General features: G+C 62.2%; 12 protein-coding genes. 2 read left to right on the top strand and 10 right to left on the bottom strand.

The window, feature by feature from the left end; translation table 11 throughout:
- Window positions 1-53: 53 nt before the first annotated feature.
- The 6 genes from J4E53_RS10410 to J4E53_RS10385 form a co-directional block, all read right to left on the bottom strand.
- Entirely contained in the window at window positions 54-686 is a 633-nt protein-coding gene (locus J4E53_RS10410) for a sarcosine oxidase subunit gamma (protein WP_060740300.1), read from the bottom strand.
- A 159-nt stretch (window positions 687-845) separates the two neighbouring features.
- On the bottom strand, window positions 846-3,863 hold the full coding sequence (locus J4E53_RS10405; protein WP_060740299.1) for a sarcosine oxidase subunit alpha: 3,018 nt from the start codon (window positions 3,861-3,863) through the stop codon (window positions 846-848).
- Window positions 3,860-4,189 carry a sarcosine oxidase subunit delta gene (locus J4E53_RS10400; RefSeq protein ID WP_060740298.1) on the bottom strand — a complete coding sequence of 110 codons (330 nt, stop codon included), beginning with the start codon at window positions 4,187-4,189 and terminating at the stop codon, window positions 3,860-3,862. Before J4E53_RS10400 ends, J4E53_RS10405 begins: the two co-directional genes overlap by 4 nt.
- 14 nt (window positions 4,190-4,203) lie before the next feature.
- A complete protein-coding gene (locus tag J4E53_RS10395) occupies window positions 4,204-5,454 on the bottom strand; it encodes a sarcosine oxidase subunit beta (protein ID WP_003177603.1) in 1,251 nt (416 codons plus the stop codon).
- 21 nt (window positions 5,455-5,475) lie between these two features.
- Window positions 5,476-6,729, bottom strand: a complete 1,254-nt coding sequence (glyA, locus tag J4E53_RS10390) for a serine hydroxymethyltransferase (protein WP_003206308.1) — start codon at window positions 6,727-6,729, stop codon at window positions 5,476-5,478.
- Window positions 6,730-7,029: 300 nt separating this feature from the next.
- Window positions 7,030-7,734 (bottom strand): TraX family protein, encoded by a 705-nt coding sequence (locus J4E53_RS10385; protein ID WP_060740296.1) that lies wholly within the window; start codon window positions 7,732-7,734, stop codon window positions 7,030-7,032.
- Between the two features lie 194 nt (window positions 7,735-7,928).
- Between J4E53_RS10385 and J4E53_RS10380 the strand changes: the two genes are divergently transcribed.
- Complete coding sequence (locus J4E53_RS10380; protein WP_060740295.1) at window positions 7,929-8,969, top strand: low specificity L-threonine aldolase; 1,041 nt, start codon at window positions 7,929-7,931, stop codon at window positions 8,967-8,969.
- Between the two features lie 175 nt (window positions 8,970-9,144).
- Here the strand turns inward: J4E53_RS10380 and gbcB are convergent, their stop codons facing one another.
- Window positions 9,145-10,245: a glycine-betaine demethylase subunit GbcB gene (gene gbcB / locus J4E53_RS10375; RefSeq protein WP_060743118.1), complete on the bottom strand. Its 1,101-nt coding sequence runs from the start codon at window positions 10,243-10,245 to the stop codon at window positions 9,145-9,147.
- 284 nt (window positions 10,246-10,529) lie between these two features.
- On the opposite strand from gbcB, the gene gbcA reads away from it, so the two are divergent.
- Window positions 10,530-11,822 carry a glycine-betaine demethylase subunit GbcA gene (gene gbcA, locus J4E53_RS10370; protein ID WP_060740294.1) on the top strand — a complete coding sequence of 431 codons (1,293 nt, stop codon included), beginning with the start codon at window positions 10,530-10,532 and terminating at the stop codon, window positions 11,820-11,822.
- A 102-nt stretch (window positions 11,823-11,924) separates the two neighbouring features.
- Here the strand turns inward: gbcA and J4E53_RS10365 are convergent, their stop codons facing one another.
- The 3 genes from J4E53_RS10365 to J4E53_RS10355 form a co-directional block, all read right to left on the bottom strand.
- Window positions 11,925-13,169 carry a metallophosphoesterase gene (locus tag J4E53_RS10365; RefSeq protein ID WP_103309275.1) on the bottom strand — a complete coding sequence of 415 codons (1,245 nt, stop codon included), beginning with the start codon at window positions 13,167-13,169 and terminating at the stop codon, window positions 11,925-11,927.
- 27 nt (window positions 13,170-13,196) lie between these two features.
- Window positions 13,197-15,065: a hypothetical protein gene (locus J4E53_RS10360; RefSeq protein WP_103309273.1), complete on the bottom strand. Its 1,869-nt coding sequence runs from the start codon at window positions 15,063-15,065 to the stop codon at window positions 13,197-13,199.
- Window positions 15,066-15,227: 162 nt separating this feature from the next.
- Window positions 15,228-18,680: a GMC oxidoreductase gene (locus tag J4E53_RS10355; protein ID WP_103309271.1), complete on the bottom strand. Its 3,453-nt coding sequence runs from the start codon at window positions 18,678-18,680 to the stop codon at window positions 15,228-15,230.
- Window positions 18,681-19,375: the final 695 nt, after the last annotated feature.

Here is a 19,375-nt window from a genome sequence, read left to right as displayed (position 1 = left end):
GCAACCCAGCGGGAGCAAGCTCCCTCGCCACAAAAGCATTCCAAGGCCATCAATCAGGCCTGCACGCTCAACCCATACTCAGCCGCGGCATCCTGCAACCACAGCCACCAGTAATCGGAGAAGCTGCGGCGAATCACCAGCTCCCAGGTGTCTTCGCCCGTGTGGCGGATCACCAGTTGCGACTTGGCGAACACCGTACCCACGGCCTTACCCACCGGGAAGTTGCTTGGGTGTACATCGTAGCTGGTGGATTTCATCAGCACGTCGCGCACGTTCGGGCCGGACAGCTCGAGCAGCTGCTGACCGCCGCTGACGTTGACGATCTGGATGTGCAGGTCGCCCAGGGCTTCACGCAGTTTCTGCTCGGCGGCGAACTCTTCGCCAGTGGGCACCACCAGCAGCCATTCATCCGGGCCGAGCCATTGCAGGCTGGTTTCACCTTTGACGATGACGGCCAGGGCGCCTGGCAATTCCAGGCCCAGGGCCTTGTGCACGCCCGCGGCGAACGCCGGGTCATGGCCATCGCCACGGAGGGTCAGGTGGCCCAGGAGTTTTTTCTCGCGCACGGTCACACCGGCGTTCTTGCGACCCTTGCCCACCAGGCTGGCGAGGTCGGCATGGTGCAGCGACGACTCGGCCTTGGCCCCGGTGGTTGGGCGTTGTTGGTACACGTTGACTGCGGTCATATGGAGCACCTGTCTGAATGCTTGCTCGACCTGCCGGTGCGTGGCGCTGTGGGAGCAAGGCTTGCCCGCGATGAACGATAACTCGGTCTGATGGCTACCGTGTCGCCTGCATCGCGAGCAAGCTTTGCTCCCACACGCCCCCACCGCAGGGCTTGAATGTTAGATATTCTGCCGATCCCCCTTCGGATCGAAGAACACCGAAGAAACGATCTCTGCCTCGATCACGCTGCCATCGGCCAATGGCGCGAACACTCGCTCGCCCATCCGCTTGAGGCCGCCCTTGACCACACCCATGGCAAATGAATAACCCAGGGAGTTGTGGGCGTAGCTGGAGGTCACGTGACCCACCATGGTCATCGGGATCGCCTGCTTGGTGTTGAACACCAGTTGCGCACCTTCCGGCAGCCAGACATTCGGGTCGATCGGCTTGAGCCCCACCAGTTGCTTGCGGTCTTCACGCACGCAATCTTCGCGATTCATGCCACGCCAGCCGATCCACGAGAACGGTTTGGTCCGGCCTACACACCAGCCCATGTTCAGGTCGTCCGGGGTCATCGAGCTGTCGGTGTCCTGGCCGACAATGATGAAGCCCTTCTCGGCCCGCAGTACGTGCATGGTCTCGGTGCCGTACGGGGTCAGGTTGTATTTCTTCCCCGCCTCGACGATCTGCTCGAGCACGCCCATGGCGTAGTCGGCCTGTACGTTGATTTCGTACGACAGTTCACCGGTGAACGAGATCCGGAACACCCGCGCCGGCACGCCGCCCACCAGGCCTTCCTTCCAGGTCATGAACGGGAACGCGTCCTTGTCCAGGTCGATGTCGGTGACTTCGCTCAGCAGCTTGCGGCTGTTGGGGCCCGACAGGGTCATCGTCGCCCAGTGGTCGGTGACCGAGGTGAAGTACACCTTCAGGTCCGGCCATTCGGTCTGGTGATAGATCTCCAGCCATTGCAGCACGCGCGCCGCGCCGCCCGTGGTGGTGGTCATCAGGAAGTGGTTGTCCGCCAGACAGGCCGTTACGCCGTCGTCGAAAACCATACCGTCTTCCTTGCACATCAGACCGTAGCGGGCCTTGCCCACGTCGAGCTTGGTCCAGGCGTTGGTGTAGACGCGGTTGAGGAACTCGCGGGCATCCGGGCCCTGGATGTCGATCTTGCCCAGGGTCGAGGCATCGAGCAGGCCGACGCTGTCACGCACCGCCTTGCATTCGCGCTTGACCGCGGCGTGCATGTCTTCGCCGTTCTTCGGGAAGTACCAAGGGCGTTTCCATTGGCCGACGTCTTCGAACTCGGCGCCATTCTTCACATGCCAGGCATGCAGCGCGGTGAAGCGCACCGGCTCGAAGATGTGCCCACAGTGCCGGCCAGCCACCGCGCCGAAAGTCACCGGCGTGTAGTTCGGACGGAACATGGTGGTGCCCATCTGCGGGATGCTCACGTTCAGCGAACGGGCCGCGATGGCCAGGCCGTTGACGTTGCCCAGTTTGCCCTGGTCGGTACCGAAGCCCAGTGCGGTGTAGCGCTTGACGTGTTCCACCGACTCGAAGCCTTCGCGGGTGGCGAGTTCGATGGCGGCGGCAGTGACGTCGTTCTGCAGGTCGACGAATTGCTTCGGCGCCCGTGCGGTGGATTTTTCGTGAGGCACCTGGAACAGCGCCAGGGTCGGCTCTTCATGACGGCTCAGGGCTTTGGGCAATACGCCCTCCACCGCTTTGAAGCCGGCTTCGCTGGCTGCGCGCACGCCGCCTTCAAAACCGTCGGCCAAGCTGTCACCGAGGCTGTAGACACCGTTCACACCGCCGACGCAGACACGTTTTTGCGGTGCTTCGCCCGGTACGAAACCGAGGATATCTTCACGCCAGATCGGCTTGCCGCCCAGGTGCGAAGCCAGGTGGACCACCGGGCTGTAGCCGCCGGAGCTGGCCACCAGGTCGCAGTCCAGCCATTCGCCTGGGCTGGTGACTTTATGGGCGCGGACGTCGATCGCGGCAACACGTGCCCCGGTGACACGCTTGCTGCCACGAGCCTCGACCACGGCGCTGCCGGTGAGGATACGGATGCCCTTGGCGCGGGCTTCTTCCACCAGCGCGCCACGTGGGTTGCTGCGCGCATCGGCCACGGCCACCACTTGCAGACCGGCGTCGAACCAGTCCAGTGCTACGCGATAGGCGTGGTCGTTGTTAGTGCTCAGCACCAGTTTCTTGCCCGGTGCCACGCCGTAGCGACGCACGTAGGTCGACACCGCACCGGCCAACATGTTGCCCGGCACGTCGTTGTTGCCGTAGACCAGCGGGCGCTCGCAGGCGCCGGTCGCCAGCACCACGCGCTTGGCGCGAACGCGGTTGATGCGCTGGCGAACCTGGCCGATCGGTGCGCGGTCACCGAGGTGGTCGGTGAGGCGCTCGTGGATGGTCAGGAAGTTATGGTCGTGGTAACCGTTCACCGTGGCACGAGGCAGCAGCACCACGTCGGGCATCGACTTGAGTTCAGCGACAACAGAGGCTACCCATTCGGTCGCCGGCTTGCCGTCCAGGCTCTCGCGGGAGTCGAGCAGGCTGCCGCCGAACTCTTCCTGCTCATCGGCCAGGATGACGCGCGCACCGCTGCGGGCCGCGGCCAGTGCAGCGGCCAAACCAGCAGGGCCAGCACCGACGATCAACACGTCGCAGTGACGGTTCATGTAGTCGTAGGTGTCCGGATCGTTCTCGGTCGGCGAGCGGCCCAGGCCGGCGGCCTTGCGGATGTACTTCTCGTAGGTCATCCAGAACGATTGCGGGTACATGAAGGTTTTGTAGTAGAAGCCCGGCGGCATCAGCTTGCCGCCGACCTTGCCGAGAATGCCCATCATGTCGTTGTTCACGTTCGGCCAGCCGTTGGTGCTGGTGGCGACCAAACCTTGGTACAGCGCCTGTTGCGTGGCGCGCACGTTAGGGATCTGCGTGGCTTCGGTGGCACCGATCTGCAGCACCGCGTTCGGCTCTTCGGCACCGGCGGCGAAGATGCCGCGCGGGCGGGAATACTTGAAGCTGCGACCGATGATGTCGACACCGTTGGCCAGCAGCGCAGCGGCCAGGGAATCGCCCTCGAAACCTTTGTAGGTCTGGCCGTTGAAGGTGAAGCTCAGCACTTTGTTGCGGTCGATCCGTCCGCCGTTGGACAGGCGATTGATCTGGCTCATACCTTCTCTCCCAGAGCCTGTGCAGCCGCTTTCGGACTGTCAGCCTTGTCGGTGAACTGCGGCTTTTGGCCGATCTTGTAGGTTTCGAGAATCTCGTAGGTCACGGTGTCACGGGTCACGTTGAAGTACTGGCGGCAACCGGCAACGTGGTCCCACAGTTCATGGTGCAACCCGCGCGGGTTGTCACGGAAGAACATGTAGTCGCCCCACTCCTCGTCGGTGCAGGTGTTCGGATCCAGCGGACGCGGGATATGCGCCTGGCCGGATGCGTGGAATTCCTCTTCGGAGCGCAGTTCGCCGCAGTGAGGACAGAAGATGTGCAACATAGGGATTTCTCCTGTTAGTGGGCGACGGCAGCAGCGCCGTGTTCGTCGATCAGTGCGCCGTTGTGGAAACGGTCGATGGAAAACGGCGCGGCCAGCGGGTGCATTTCACCCTTGGCCAGGCTTGCAGCGAAGACGTTGCCCGAACCCGGAGTGGCCTTGAAGCCGCCGGTGCCCCAACCGCAGTTGAAGAACATGTTCGGCACCGGGGTCTTGGAGATGATCGGGCAGGCGTCCGGCGTGGTGTCGACGATGCCGCCCCACTGGCGGTTCATGCGTACGCGGGACAACACCGGGAACATCTCGACGATGGCCTGGACCGTGTGTTCGATCACCGGGTACGAGCCGCGCTGGCCGTAGCCGTTGTAGCCGTCGATACCGGCACCGATCACCAGGTCGCCCTTGTCGGACTGGCTGATGTAGCCGTGCACGGCGTTGGACATGATCACGCTGTCGATGATCGGCTTGATCGGCTCGGACACCAACGCTTGCAGCGGATGGGATTCGATCGGCAGGCGGAAGCCCGCGAGCTTGGCCATGTGCCCGGAGTTACCGGCGGTCACCACGCCGACGCGCTTGGCGCCGATGAAGCCCTTGTTGGTTTCCACGCCGATGCACACGCCGTTTTCCTTGCGGAAACCGATCACTTCGGTCTGCTGGATCAAGTCCACGCCCAACGCGTCCGCCGCCCGGGCAAAGCCCCAGGCCACGGCATCGTGACGGGCCACGCCGCCGCGACGCTGGACGGTGGCGCCCATCACCGGGTAGCGGGTGTTTTTCGAGCAATCCAGGTACGGGATCTCGTCGGCCACTTGCTTGGCGTTGAGCAGCTCGCCATCCACGCCGTTGAGGCGGTTGGCGCTGACGCGACGCTCGGAATCACGGATGTCCTGCAGGGTGTGGCACAGGTTGTAGACGCCACGCTGGGAGAACATCACGTTGTAGTTCAGGTCCTGGGACAGGCCTTCCCAGAGTTTCATCGCGTGTTCGTACAGGTGGGCCGATTCGTCCCACAAGTAGTTGGAGCGCACGATGGTGGTGTTGCGCGCGGTGTTACCGCCGCCCAACCAGCCCTTCTCGACCACCGCCACGTTGGTGATGCCGTGTTCCTTGGCCAGGTAGTAGGCGGTCGCCAGACCATGCCCGCCACCGCCGACGATGACCACGTCGTAGACCTTTTTCGGGGTCGGCGTGCGCCACATCCGCTGCCAGTTTTCGTGATGGCTGAGTGAGTGTTTGAAGAGGCCGAAGCCCGAATAGCGTTGCATAGTCATTACTCCAAAACCGACTCAGCGATAAACCGGGAAGTCCGCGCACAGGGCCGCCACTTGCTGTGCGACATTGGCCTCGACATCGGCATCGCCGAGGTTGTCGAGAATGTCGCAGATCCAGCCGGCCAGCGTGACGCACTGGGTAACCTTGAAGCCACGGGTGGTCACCGCCGGGGTGCCGATGCGCAGGCCCGACGTCACGAATGGCGATTGCGGGTCGTTCGGCACGGCGTTCTTGTTGACGGTGATATGGGCGCGGCCCAGGGCAGCATCGGCATCCTTGCCGGTCAGGCCCTGACGGATCAGGCTGACCAGGAACAGGTGGTTATCGGTACCACCGGACACTACATCGTAGCCGCGCTTGATGAACACGCCAGCCATGGCCTGGGCGTTATCGATCACTTGCTGCTGATAAGCCTTGAAGCCAGGCTCCGCCGCTTCCTTGAAGCACACCGCCTTGCCGGCGATCACGTGCATCAACGGGCCGCCCTGGGCGCCGGGGAATACCGCGGCGTTGAGCTTCTTCTCGATTTCTTCGTTGGCCTTGGCCAGGATCAGGCCACCACGCGGACCGCGCAGGGTCTTGTGGGTGGTGGTGGTGACCACGTCGGCGTACGGCAGCGGGTTCGGGTACAGACCGGCGGCAACCAGGCCAGCCACGTGGGCCATGTCGACGAACAGCAGGGCACCGACCTTGTCGGCGATCTGACGGAAACGTGGGAAATCCAGGGTCTTGGAGTAAGCGGAGAAACCGGCCACGATCATTTTCGGCTTGTGCTCGACCGCCAGGCGCTCGACTTCGTCGTAGTCGATCAGGCCGGTGGTGGTGTCGATGCCGTATTGCACCGCGTTGTAGAGCTTGCCCGAGGACGACACCTTGGCACCGTGGGTCAGGTGACCGCCATGGGCCAGGCTCATGCCCAGGATGGTGTCGCCGGCTTGCAGCAGGGCCAGGTACACGGCGCTGTTGGCCGAAGACCCGGAGTGCGGCTGGACGTTGGCGTAATCGGCACCGAACAACTGCTTGGCGCGCTCGATGGCCAGGGCTTCGACTTTGTCGACGTGCTCGCAGCCACCGTAGTAGCGCTTGCCCGGATAGCCTTCGGCGTACTTGTTGGTCAGGCCGCTGCCCTGGGCCTCCATCACGCGCTTGCTGGTGTAGTTCTCCGACGCGATCAGCTCGATGTGATCTTCCTGGCGTTGCTCTTCGGCGTTCATCGCCGCCAGCAGCGCATCATCGTAGCCTTGAATTTGGTCTTGTTTGCTGAACATCGCGTCTCTCCCAGCGGCGGCGGTGCGCCTTTCGTCTCGGTGAGGCACGGACCATTCGGTCGTGCCCTTTGGATGCGATGGTATGGCTGGCGCAGGCATGTCAAATGCCTATGGACGCCACGCAAAGGTGCGTTTACGACATGGGATCAAAGAGTCGGAGAGCAAGGCCTGCGCGATAACACTGTGGGAGCAAAGCTTGCTCGCGATCCAGGCGCCGCGATCCATGGGAGACCGCGGCGCTTTCATCGCGGGCAAGCCTTGCTCCCACAGGCCTGTTCCCAAAATACAGTTCCCGCAGGGTTAAGCAGCGACCTGGCGAACCGCGAGCAATAGCAGGAAATGCGCTGGATAAAGGCCATAGGCCCAGCGCCGCATCGCCGGTGGATGAAAACGACCGGCATGTCGCAAAAGCACCTGCCCAAGCCATGGCGCGATCAGGCAAGCCACCAGCCCCCACAACGCCACCCCATCTCCCAACCACGCCGCGCCATACAATACTCGCCATTGGTTGGCCGCCACGCAGACCAGCCCCGGCAACAGCGCCATGTACAAGGGACGCTTGAATACCAGCAACATCGCCAGCGGCAGCAGCACACCGAAGAAACCGAACATCAACTGCGACGAAAACAGCGCCGCCAACAGCAACGCCATCACCGCCAGGCATCGCGCCTCCAGGGTGGGCGTTTGCCAACAGCGCGCCACCAACAATCCCAGCACCAGGGTTGGCATCACATTCAGGGTGGTGGGATCAGGAATGAACAAGCGGTAGGGGATTTCGCTGACGGCACTGAATAGCAGCAGCCAGCCCAGGTACCGCCATGGAGCGGCGCTGGCACCCCTGCGCGCCAGATTCGCCGCCATCGCCAGGCAGAACCACGGGAATGCCAAGCGTCCCGGCACATAGAGCCAATCGACGGAAAAACCGACATATCGCAGATGATCGAGGACCATCGACAAAAGAGCCAACCACTTGAGCAGGTCCAGGGCCCCGTCACGCCGGCTCATGTATAAAGCCGCGCGACGAGATTGATACTTTCCGACAGAAACATCCGGTGTGTTCCCCCACTAATCTTGGGTAAAGTGCGCACCAGTATCGACCACGGCGCTGTGGACCCAAACACGCCGAACCAGGGAACGCCCCATCCGGGCATTCCGCCAGGGATCTCTTTATCCAGGACTCTCTATTCAGGAGCAAGGCCATGACCGACAAGAGTCAACAGTTTGCCAGCGACAACTATTCCGGCATTTGCCCCGAAGCCTGGGCCGCCATGGAAGAAGCCAACCAGGGTCATCAACGTGCCTACGGCGACGATGAGTGGACCCACCGCGCGGCGGACGATTTCCGGGCCTTGTTCGAAACCGACTGCGAAGTGTTCTTCGCGTTCAACGGCACGGCGGCCAACTCCCTGGCCCTGTCCTCGCTGTGCCAGAGTTATCACAGCGTGATCTGCTCGGAAACCGCCCACGTCGAAACCGACGAATGCGGTGCACCGGAGTTCTTCTCCAACGGCTCCAAGCTGCTGCTGGCACGTACTGAAAACGGCAAGCTGACCCCCGAGGCGATCCGCGAGATCGCCCTCAAGCGCCAGGACATCCACTACCCCAAGCCTCGGGTCGTCACCCTGACCCAAGCCACGGAAGTCGGCAGCGTCTACACGCCGGATGAAATCCGCGCCATCAGCGTCACCTGCAAGGAACTGGGGCTGAACCTGCACATGGACGGCGCGCGCTTTTCCAACGCCTGCGCCTTCCTCGGCTGCTCCCCGGCGGACCTGACCTGGAAGGTCGGCGTGGACGTGCTGTGCTTTGGCGGCACCAAGAACGGCATGGCGGTGGGCGAGGCGATCCTGTTCTTCAACCATGACCTGGCCGTGGATTTCGACTACCGCTGCAAACAGGCCGGGCAACTGGCCTCGAAAATGCGCTTCCTGTCGGCGCCCTGGGTCGGCCTGCTGCAAAACGACGCCTGGCTCAAACACGCCCGCCACGCCAACCACTGCGCCCAATTGCTGGCAGAACTGGTCAACGACATTCCCGGCGTGGAACTGATGTTCCCGGTCCAGGCCAACGGCGTTTTCCTGCAACTGTCGGAACCGGCCATCGCCGCGCTGACCGCCAAGGGCTGGCGCTTCTATACCTTCATCGGCAAGGGCGGCGCACGGTTCATGTGCTCGTGGGACACCGAAGAAGCGCGGGTGCGGGAATTGGCGGCGGATATTCGGGAAGTGATGAGCCTTTAAGTGACCACCCAGAGCCTGGGTGGCTTTGGGCGCCTTTTGTGGCGAGGGAGCTTGCTCCCGCTGGGCTGCGTAGCAGCCCCATGCGGTGTATCAGGTAGCTCGTGTTTACCGGATGACGACTGCTGCGCAGCCGAGCGCGAGCAAGCTCCCTCGCCACAGGGGGCTCACTGCAGCATCAGAACTCGATCCGCACATCCCCCTTCGGCACGCTGCAGCACGACAGGATGTAGCCCTCGGCCTCGTCGTCCTCGGTGATCCCGCCGTTGTGATCCATCTCCACTTCCCCGCCCAGCTTCAGCACCTTGCAGGTACCGCAGATGCCCATGCCGCAGGCCTTGGGGATCATCATGCCGAGCTTGGCGGCGGCGGCGTGCACGGTTTCGCCCGGGCCCACGCGGATGCTCTTGCCAGAGGAAGTGAATTCCACCAGGTGCAGGTCCGCCGCATCGACTTCCGGCGCGTCGGCCGCCTGTTCGGCCTGTTCCACGGCGTCGGCACGGGCTTCCGGTGGCGTGGCGCCGAAGGATTCCTCGTGGTAACGCTTCATGTCGTAGCCAGCCGCTTCCAGCAGGCGCTTGACCGCGGTCATGTACGGGGTCGGGCCGCAACAGAACACTTCGCGCTCGAGGAAGTCGGGCACCATCAATTCCAGCATCTTGTGGTTCAGGTAACCGCGATACCCGGCCCAAGGCTCGCCCAGGCCATGCTTTTCACAGATCAGGTGCAGGCTGAAGTTGTCGATCCGCGACGCCATGTGTTCCAGCTCGCGGTGGTAGATGATGTCCTTGGGCGACCGGGCGCTGTGGATGAAGGTCATGTCGACATTGGCGTTGGTGTCGTAGAACCAGCGAGCCATGGACATGCACGGCGTGATTCCCACGCCACCGCTCAGGTACAGGACTTTCGGGCTCGGGAAATCGATGGCGTTGAACAACCCCACCGGCCCGTGCACCGCCAGCTCCTGGCCTTCATGCAGGGTATCGTGCAACCAGTTGGAGACCTTGCCCCCCGGCACGCGCTTGATGGTGACCGAGAAGCTGTAGGGCACCGACGGCGAACTGGAGATGGTGTAGGAGCGCATGATCGGCTGGCCTTCGATTTCCAGCTCCAGGGTGACGAATTGCCCCGGCTTGAAAAAGAACATGATCGGCTGATCGGCCATGAAGCAGAAGGTGCGCACATCCCAGGTTTCCTGGATGACTTTGACGCAACGTACGATATGTCGGCCATTGGCCCAGGTCTGGGTAGTGACCGGGTTCAGGAAGTTATTGGACATGCTGATCTCCACGGCCGACTGTCGGCCTTCATGATGGCGATTGTGCGCAGGCGCCTGGGTGACCATTTACCTATCTGCGACATTCACATACTTATCGCGACCAGCCCTTAACTACCGGGGCTTGCGCGTCGGGAACAGATTGGGCCATGTCGCCCATGGATAAGGTTCGGCCCCTGCGCGGCCCCACACTCGCCCCAACAGATAAACAAAGTTTTCTGCCTTGCGTAGCACAACCGATTAGTCATTTTCACCGGCTCCGCTTAGAGGGCCACGAGGATAAAACGATGGACACCACTACCCTGAGCCTGGGCGATCCGCTGGAACCCGCACGCAAGGCCACCGCGCAAATGCTGCAAGAGCGCGAGCGCACCTTCTCGCTGCCACAACCGTTCTACAGCGATGAGCGCCTGTTCGATATCGATATGCAGGAAATCTTCCAGAAGGAATGGTTGATCGCCGGCATGACCTGCGAGATCCCGGCCAAGGGCAACTACCTGACCCTGCAAGTCGGCAAGAACCCCATCATCGTGATTCGCGGTGCCGACGGTGTGGTCCACGCTTTCCACAACGTCTGCCGCCACCGCGGTTCGCGGCTGTGCACCAGCGAAAAGGGCAAGGTCGCCAAACTGGTCTGCCACTACCACCAGTGGACCTACGAGCTGGACGGTCGCCTGCTGTTCGCCGGCACCGAGATGGGCGCCGACTTCGACATGAAGCAGTACGGCCTCAAGCCTGTGAACGTGAAGACCGCGGGCGGCTACATCTTCATCAGCCTGGCCGAGAATCCGCCGGCCATCGATGATTTCCTGTCGACGCTGAACCACTACATGGAACCGTACGACATGGAGAACACCAAGGTGGCAGTGCAAACCACCTTGATGGAAAAGGCCAACTGGAAGCTGGTGCTGGAAAACAACCGCGAGTGCTACCACTGCGGCGGTTCGCACCCGGAATTGCTCAAGACCCTGCTGGAATGGGACGACGTCACCGACCCGCGGGCCGACCAGGCCTTCAAGGACCACGTGGCCGCTTCCGCCGCCGCCTGGGACGCCGAGAAGATCCCTTACGCCCACGCCAGCTTCGGCCTGCGCAACCGTATCGTGCGCATGCCGCTGCTCAAGGGCACCGTGTCGATGACCATGGACGGCAAGCAAGGCTGCGCCAAGCTGATGGGTCGCATCAAGAACCCGGATCTGGGCTCGATGCGCATCCTGCACCTGCCGCACTCGTGGAACCACTGCATGGGCGACCACATCATCGTGTTCACCGTGTGGCCGATCAGCGCCCAGGAAACCATGGTCACCACCAAGTGGCTGGTGCACAAGGACGCGGTCGAAGGCGTGGACTACGACGTCGCGCGCATGCGCCAGGTCTGGGACGCCACCAACGACCAGGACCGTCGCCTGGCCGAAGAAAACCAGCGCGGCATCAACTCCACCGCCTACCAGCCTGGCCCGTACTCCAAGACCTATGAGTTCGGCGTGGTGAACTTCGTGGACTGGTACAGCGAGCGCATGCTCAACAACCTCGGGGCCGAGCCAGCGCCGTACCTCAAGGGCGTTCCGGTCCAGGGTTAAGTCAGAAGCATCGCGAGCAAGCTCGCTCCCACAGGGGTTCTGTGTCGTTCACAAAACCTGTGGGAGCGAGCTTGCTCGCGATAACGGCCTGACACTCACCGTCTACTTGGAAGACCACCGCACACTGCCATCCTCCCCGTAAAACGTCTCTTCGATGTTATCCCCCACCAACCGCACCTTCACGTACCCATTCAGCACCCGCTCCGGATACGCCTCGTCCCCCGCCAATTGAGTCTCCGACCACAGCACCCGGGCATGCCCGTTCAGCTCGCTGGTGGTGCCGTAGGGAATCGCCCCATGCCCGGCGCAGCGCGCATGCAGCCCGCCCTGGGTGGCGTAGCAGATGCCGTTATGCAAATGCCCCCAATACCAGTAGTCCGGCTCACGCCCCAGGGCATCGCACACCGGTTGGTAGAGGGCGGTCTTGTTGTGCCCGGAAATATCGAAGCCCTGATGATGACTGAGCACCATCAACTTCTTGCGCTTGGGCAGGGTTTTCATCCACTCGATCTGCTGGGTGTTGAGGGTGCCGTCCATGTACAGGTTCATCGCGTCCGAGGCGTAGGCACTGTCCAGGCCAACCACCAGCCAGTCGTCGTTGTACAAGGCAAAGTAGCTGGTGCCTTGCTGCACCGGAAAACGCTTGGCCAGTTCCTTGAAGTAACCGTGGGCACCGCTGTACATCTCGTGGTTGGAGTTGAGGGTGAACGAGCCGTGCTTGCCCTGGGGCCAGCCGACCATGTCGACGTCTTCCTGGGAATGGGTGCCGGCGTAATACACATCACCCAGATGGATGGTGAAGTCAGCCTGGGCCAGTTGCATCTGATTGGCCACGGCCACCGCCGGCGCGTGACTGTCGAACGGCCCGGTGCCCCAGTCGCCGGCGATGGCCAGCACCACGTCGCTGTCCATTTTCACCAGCGCCGGGTTGGTGGCGAACGGCGCGTGATGGCGCAGGTTCTCGATCCACTTGAGCAGCGCCTCGCTCCACAGCAGGTCCAGCAGCTCCCATTTGCGACAACCGAGCAAGGTGCCGTCCTTGAGCACCCGGGTCGGCAGTTCGTCTTCGCTTTGCGGCAACGGCGTGGGGTTACCGATCTTCAGGATCGACAGGCCGTGGGCCAGCTCCCAGGGTACGGCCGGCTCGTCATCCGGGAGGTCGCCATGCTCGATGACGTGCCGCGCCTGGTCGTGCCCGCGCTGCAGCAGTTTGACGATGGCCTGAAACTCCTCGGGTTCCAGGTCGTTGACGAGTTTCTTCCAGGACATCTCCAGCCGCGTGACCAACCCGTGCAGGCGGACCTTGACCTTGTCGAACTCATGTTCCCAATGGTGCAGTAATGACATGTGAACGCTCCTTCGCAATGCCCTGGGCTACAGGGTCTTCATGAACTCGATCAGGGCCCGTTTGTCGACGTCCGACAGTTGCGTGCCATACAGGTGGCCGCCGTTGTGGTTGCCTTCCAGACGGGTGTCGTATTTGAAATCCGCCGATGCTTTCATCTGTGCACCGCGGGTGACGAAGCCGACCTTCTCCTGGTCGTAAATGTCAGAGCCGGTGTAGAACACCTGCGGACGCTGTTCCGGTGCTTGCAGCAAATCCCACAGGGTTGGCACCGAACCGTTGTGCAGGTACGGCGCCCGCAGCCAGATGCCGTCGGTGGGGGTGTTGCTGTAGCTCTGGGTCTTGCGGTAGGCGCCAAAGTCGAACGGCGGTTTCTTGAAGCCGTGGAACGCCGTCACCAGGCCCGTGGTGAAGGAATTCAGGCGATGGGGATCAGTGCCCAACTGGTCGATGTTGGTAGTGACCTGGCCTGTATCGGTGCGGCCGAAGTCGTGACAACCGGCGCAGTTTTTCTCCCAGATCGGTTTGCCCTGGGCGACTTTCGCCTGGTCCAGGGCGAACGGCCAGGCCGGTGCCTTGTGGCCCAGCAGCCAGTTGGTCACCCGGTTGAAACTCGGCGGCAGCACCGATTCTGGCGTCGCGCCCACGGCCATGGCCGCTGCGTAGTTGCGCTCGTGGATCTGGTTGTTATTGCCGTCCCAATGCAGGTACATGGACTCCCGGGGTTTCTGGTTCCAGACCTGTGGCAGATCCACGGTGCCGATGGTGGAGTCATCCGGGAAGCCGAACACCACCATTTTGGTCGGGTTGAAGGTGTCGGTCCGCCCTGGCCCCTGGGCCGGGCGCAGCTTCTGCCAGGCATAGGCCTGCTTCTGCTTGAGCAGCGCACTCTTGGCCATCGGGATGATCAAGTAACGGTTGTACAGTTTTTCGAAAAAACCCAGCTGGAACTTGCCATTGATCGCCGCCATCACCGCCTCGGGGGTGAATTTCGGGTCGCTGGCGCAATCGTAGGCGAACCACTGGAAGGCTTGCAGTTGCAGGGTATTGGCCGGCGCGGCGGCGACCGGCACTGCCACGTCAGTGGCATTGGCCCGGTAGGAGCCGGTGTGACACAGGGCGCAATTGGGCTCGACCGTGGGGTAACCGAGTTGCCGCTTGGCCATGCCGATGGGCAGGTCTTTGCCGTTTTCATAGAGAAACCCGAACACTTCGTAGCCGCCGGGCTTGGGCAGTTTTTCCGGGCACATTTGCGGCAGCACGGCGAACAGGTAGTAGGGAATCCGCGCCTCGATGCCCAGGCCGATGGCGGCGTATTTGTAATGGTCTTCGTCGGAGGCGAAATCCGGTTGCGGTACCTCCCGGATCATTTGGTACCAGGTCTGGTAGCCAATGAAACCCAGCAACACGACCACCACCAACATGCCGACCTTGAACCCGTGGCTCTGCCAGCGCAGCGCCCAGCCGGCGCGCCATTCCCGCCAACCGGCGCACAGCAGGGCCAGCGGACGATTGGCCACCGGGCTGCCCAGGTACAGCAGCACGCCCAGGATCAGGAACATGCTCAGGTCGCCCATCAACATCGGCACAAACAATTGGCCCTGGTTATTGGTGTTGATCAGGTAGATCCAGAACACCACCGCCACCAGCCGCGACAGCACGCACAACCACGAATGCACGACGAAACGCGGCGCGTTGAACCCCGAGGGCATGTAGAACAGGCTGATCCCCACCAGCAACATGCCGGCGTTCTCCAGCCAGGGATCGGACAAGACAGGTGGCAGGCCGATCATGGACGTCAGCAATGCCGGCGCGAACAACGCCGGGATCGCGAAGAACATGTTCATGACAATCCCGACCCAGATGATGCGTTGGAACCAGCGGATGTAAGTGTTCATGGCATCCTTTTCCTTATTCTTGGCTCACGATATGCGGCGCTCTGACGATCGCCATCGCGAGCAAGCTCGCTCCCACACTGGATGTGTGGCGTGCACAAAATCAGCGGCACATGGCCCCTGTGGGAGCGAGCTTGCTCGCGATGCAGACCACTCGGTCTTGCGTCAACCGAGGGCAGTCTTTTCCAAGTGCTCAAGAATGATCGGATACACATCCACCACCGCATCCTTGCCGAACATGCAGTCGATGTGACCGTACCCCGGCACTTCGTGGCGGCTGAACAACTGCGGGCCATGCATCTCGCACAGTCGCTCGTAGGTCTTGAGGGTGCTTTGCGGCAGGTAGCACTGGTTGTCGGCGCCGCTGATGAAGCAGATCGGCAACTTCAACCGATCGAAATGCGGCATGTAGACGTCGTTGCCCTTGAAGTCCACCAGGTGCCCCTTGCGCACGATCAGCGCCAGGTGCTCGAAGGTCTGGATGTTCGACTCGCCGAACAACTCATGCAGGTTGTCGTGCAGGGTTTCGTTGAGGGTGTCGTGGCGGTACAGCGAGGCATACATGAACGTGATGCGATGGCAGACCGGGTTGGTGCAATAGCCCTGGGCCTCGATCCGGGCATAGCCATTGAGGGCCTTGTCGTAGAGTTTGTTGAACCAGCTTTCCTTGGTGTCGGCGTAGGCCGTGAGGGACTTGATGCCGATGGCATCGAGCATCCCCGGCAAGTGCAAGCCGGCCTTCAGACCGGTGGCGGTGGCGACCACCGTGTCGGCGGCGATCTGCGAGCAGACCACCGAGCGCACGCCCTGCAGCCCCGCCAGCATCGACATGAAGAACGTCGTCGCGCCGTAGCAATGCACCACGCACTGCACGTCACGGGCCAGGGTCGCTTGCTGGATCTGCTCGATGGCGGCCTTGAAATCGTACTGGGCCACCTGGTCGCCGTTCCATTCGTGCTTGCTGGCCGGCAGCAGGATACTCACCCGCAAATCCAGGAGCCAGACGTCATATTCGTGCTTGCACAGGTACTCCAGCAGGTTGGTGTGGATGGTGTCGGTGGAGAAAATGTTCGAGCCCACGCCCAAGCCATGGACCAACATCACCGGACCTTTGGTGCCGGCCTGATAACGGGTCAGGCGCAGCTCGACGTTGTCTTCGGTCTGGAAGAAATGCACGGCCGGCGCCGGCGCATCCAACGGCCGTTTCAACCGGGGCGGCGCGTCCGGGTTGAAATAGACGTCGCCGGCGAAGACACCGCCGTAGCTCTCCCACAGGATCCCGGCAAAGAACTTGCCGAACCGAGCCAGCGCCTCCACGCGCTCACGCTCGTTGCGCGCGTTGAGCACTTTCATGGTGGTCATCTGCTTGGCGAAGTCGGCCGGCAGGATGTGCATCACGCCGCAGCCAATCACTGCGCCGGTCTTGTCCGGCCCGCGATAGAGCGTGACATAGAGCGTGCTGGTGTCGTGCCAGATATTCAGCACGCCGTTGTCCTCGGGCACGGTCTTGAAGGCGCTGAAGTAATAGTCGCTGCCGTCCTCGGCGGTCAGCTTCATGTCGTAGTTCATGTGCCGTACGCCGACCTGTTCCTGGTACTGCTCGAACAGGTTGAACACCCCGTTGCTGGCCACCAGCGGTTGCGGTGAGAGCAGCGGTGCATCGAGGGTGCCCACCAGGGTTGCGGCGTGTTCCGGCTCCTTGATCAGACGGTTGAGGTCGGCGGCGGTGATGGTCAGGGTGAATTCGATGGGCGAGTTGTCGGCCTTGCCGCGCTTGGCCGCCGCCTCGTAGAGGCTCAGATCGGTGCCCTGGGCCTGAGTGAAGGCCGTGGAGAAGTAGCCCTTCATGGTTTCGGTGAACTGCACGCCAAGGGTCGGCGGCGCCACCGTTTTGCGCGGGGCCGAGGGCAGCGTGTAGTCGATGATCCAGCCACGATCGGCCGCCAGCAGCCCCATGTTGCGCTCGCTTACCGCCGAGATGGTCAGCAGCGGATTGACCGCCAGGGACGTGGGGATCACCGCACCGTCAGTCACGTACAGGCCCGGGTAGACATCGGTGCCGCTGGCGCCACTGAACACCTGGCCCTTGTGGTTGACCACCCCTTGGGTGGCATCCTCGCCCATCACGCAACCGCCCAGGGGGTGGACCGAAACGATGCTGTGCTTGAGCAGCTTGGTCCAGATCGGGTTCTCGACCCAGATCCCGCCCAGGGCCTTGGTGCTCTGGTGCAGCCGCTCGTTGCCGAGGGTGACGTTCTCCTGTTCGCCGACGCCGGGCCAGTCGATGCGCAACTGGTCCTTGTTGTCGAGCAGCATGCGGCCCTTGGCGTTGTCATGGCTCATGATCAAGTAGGTCTGCATGTTGTGCAGCGCGCCGTAATACGGCCCGCGCAGGAAGCTCTCGGCCTCCCGGCCCTTGTACTTGAGGCTGGCACCGAAACCGGTGTCGGTGGGCACGCCGATCATTTCGGCAAACGCCGCCATGCTCGGCACCATGGCCCGGCCGAGGGCGCCGGGAATCGAACCTTCCTCGATGACCATGCGGCTGCGCCAGTCGCCTTCGGTGCGCATGTCGATGATCGAGGTGATGCACGGCCCCACCGGCTCCAGCTCCTTGGCCGGATGGGCGCCGAAACCGATGCCATTGATGACCTGGTCGCAGTTGTGGCCGAACCCGAGGATATCGCCGTTGCCGCTCATGTGCTCGCCCAGTTGGCCGGACATGGCCAGGCCCTTGTCCCGCGAGCGCAACATGATTTCGGTGGAGCCCAGGGTGCCGGCGGACACCACCACGATATCGGCTCGCACGAACAACGTGGGCGCCGAGAACAGCTCGCGGCCGCTGTCCAGGTATTGGAAGTGCACGATCCAGCCGTCGCCGTCGCGCTCCAGGTGCCGCACCTCGGCCTGACAGAAAATCTCCGCGCCGTGGTTCCAGGCATCCGGCAGGTAATTCATCAGCGTGGTGTTCTTGGCCTTGTTGTTACAGCCCGAGACGCAATCGCCACAGCTATTGCAGGGCAACTGTTCGACGCCGACGTGGTTGAGGTTATTGGGCAGCTTGTCGAAGGTCACGTTGATCGGCGGCTTGTAGAAATGCGCGCCTTGCTTGAGGTAATCGGCCGACTTCTTGTGAGCGTCGAGCTTGGGCAGGTTCGGTGCTGAAGCCGGGTAAGGGTTGGGCTTGAGCATCTCCCGGGCCCGGGCGTAGCCGTCCTTGAGCAGCGTGTCGCGGTGCTCCCGTACCGCCAGGGGCCAGCGCGGGTCGTCGAATACGCCAGGCTCCGGCTCCAGCGCAACGTTGGCATTGATCAGCGACGTGCCGCCCAGGCCACAACCGACCACCACGTTCTGCTGGGCGTTGACGTGCAGGTCGAACAGCCCGGTGCGCGAGCCGATATGCCCGTCCGGGTCATGGACCTGCAGTTCCTCGGTGGCCGCGAGCAGGGTGTTGGGGTATTCGCCGGGCTGGATTTCCCGGCCACGCTCCAGCAGGCACACCTTGCGTCCGGCCCGGGACAGGCGTGAGGCAGCAATGCCGCCACCGTAGCCGGAACCGATGACAATGACGTCGTAGTGCTCCTGGATATCACTGATGGGGGTTGAGATCCGTGTCATGTTCAAGTCCTCTCAGGCAGAAGGGGCAACTCTGCGGTTGCCTGCAAATCGACAGGCGCACGAACGCCTGGCCACTGTCCCGTGCAGGGTCCAGCGGCAGTCAGCGGTGCTACAGGGAGAAAAACCGGACGCTATAGACGTGCACGCTGATTGGCGGCGCGACGGTGGATGCGTTTATGCAGCGAAGTGGGCGGTGCCGGGACGCAGGTCAGCAGGGGGAGCGGGTGCGAGCGGGGGTGCTTGCTATCCATCATGTGTTCTCCCTGAACCTGATGTGGATAAAGTGCGATGTCCTTGTGCCATGGAAGTGAAGACAGCCGACAGACCTGCGTCAAGGTTGGGCCTTAGAACTGTATGAAATTTGATCTATCGCGATTTGCGCTATGCCGGCCGTGGCCGGCAGCGTTTGGTGAACAAGTTATCCACATGACCACCCACAGCAAATGGGGACAAGTGTGCGTAAGTCGGGCATTTTCTCCGTGGCAAAGTGAATAAAAACCGTGACTTATGGACAATCACGGTTTTAGGGGTCCATCGGTTGTTTTTTGAACAAATCCCTGTAAGCCCCGATAAGCATGGGCTGTGGCGGTGAGCAAACACCTTATCCACAGAAGCACCAACAGTGTTTGGGGGTAATTTTGACGATTCTGTGGAAAACCCCGTGGACGGCTTGTAAATCGCGGTTTTCCGGAGGT

The sequence above is a fragment of the Pseudomonas sp. FW305-28 genome, assembly GCF_017351395.1.
In the GTDB taxonomy this organism is placed as follows: domain Bacteria; phylum Pseudomonadota; class Gammaproteobacteria; order Pseudomonadales; family Pseudomonadaceae; genus Aquipseudomonas; species Aquipseudomonas fluorescens_AA.
The sequence above is the reverse complement of the archived record's forward strand: the minus strand, read 5'-3'. Positions and strand labels throughout refer to the sequence as shown.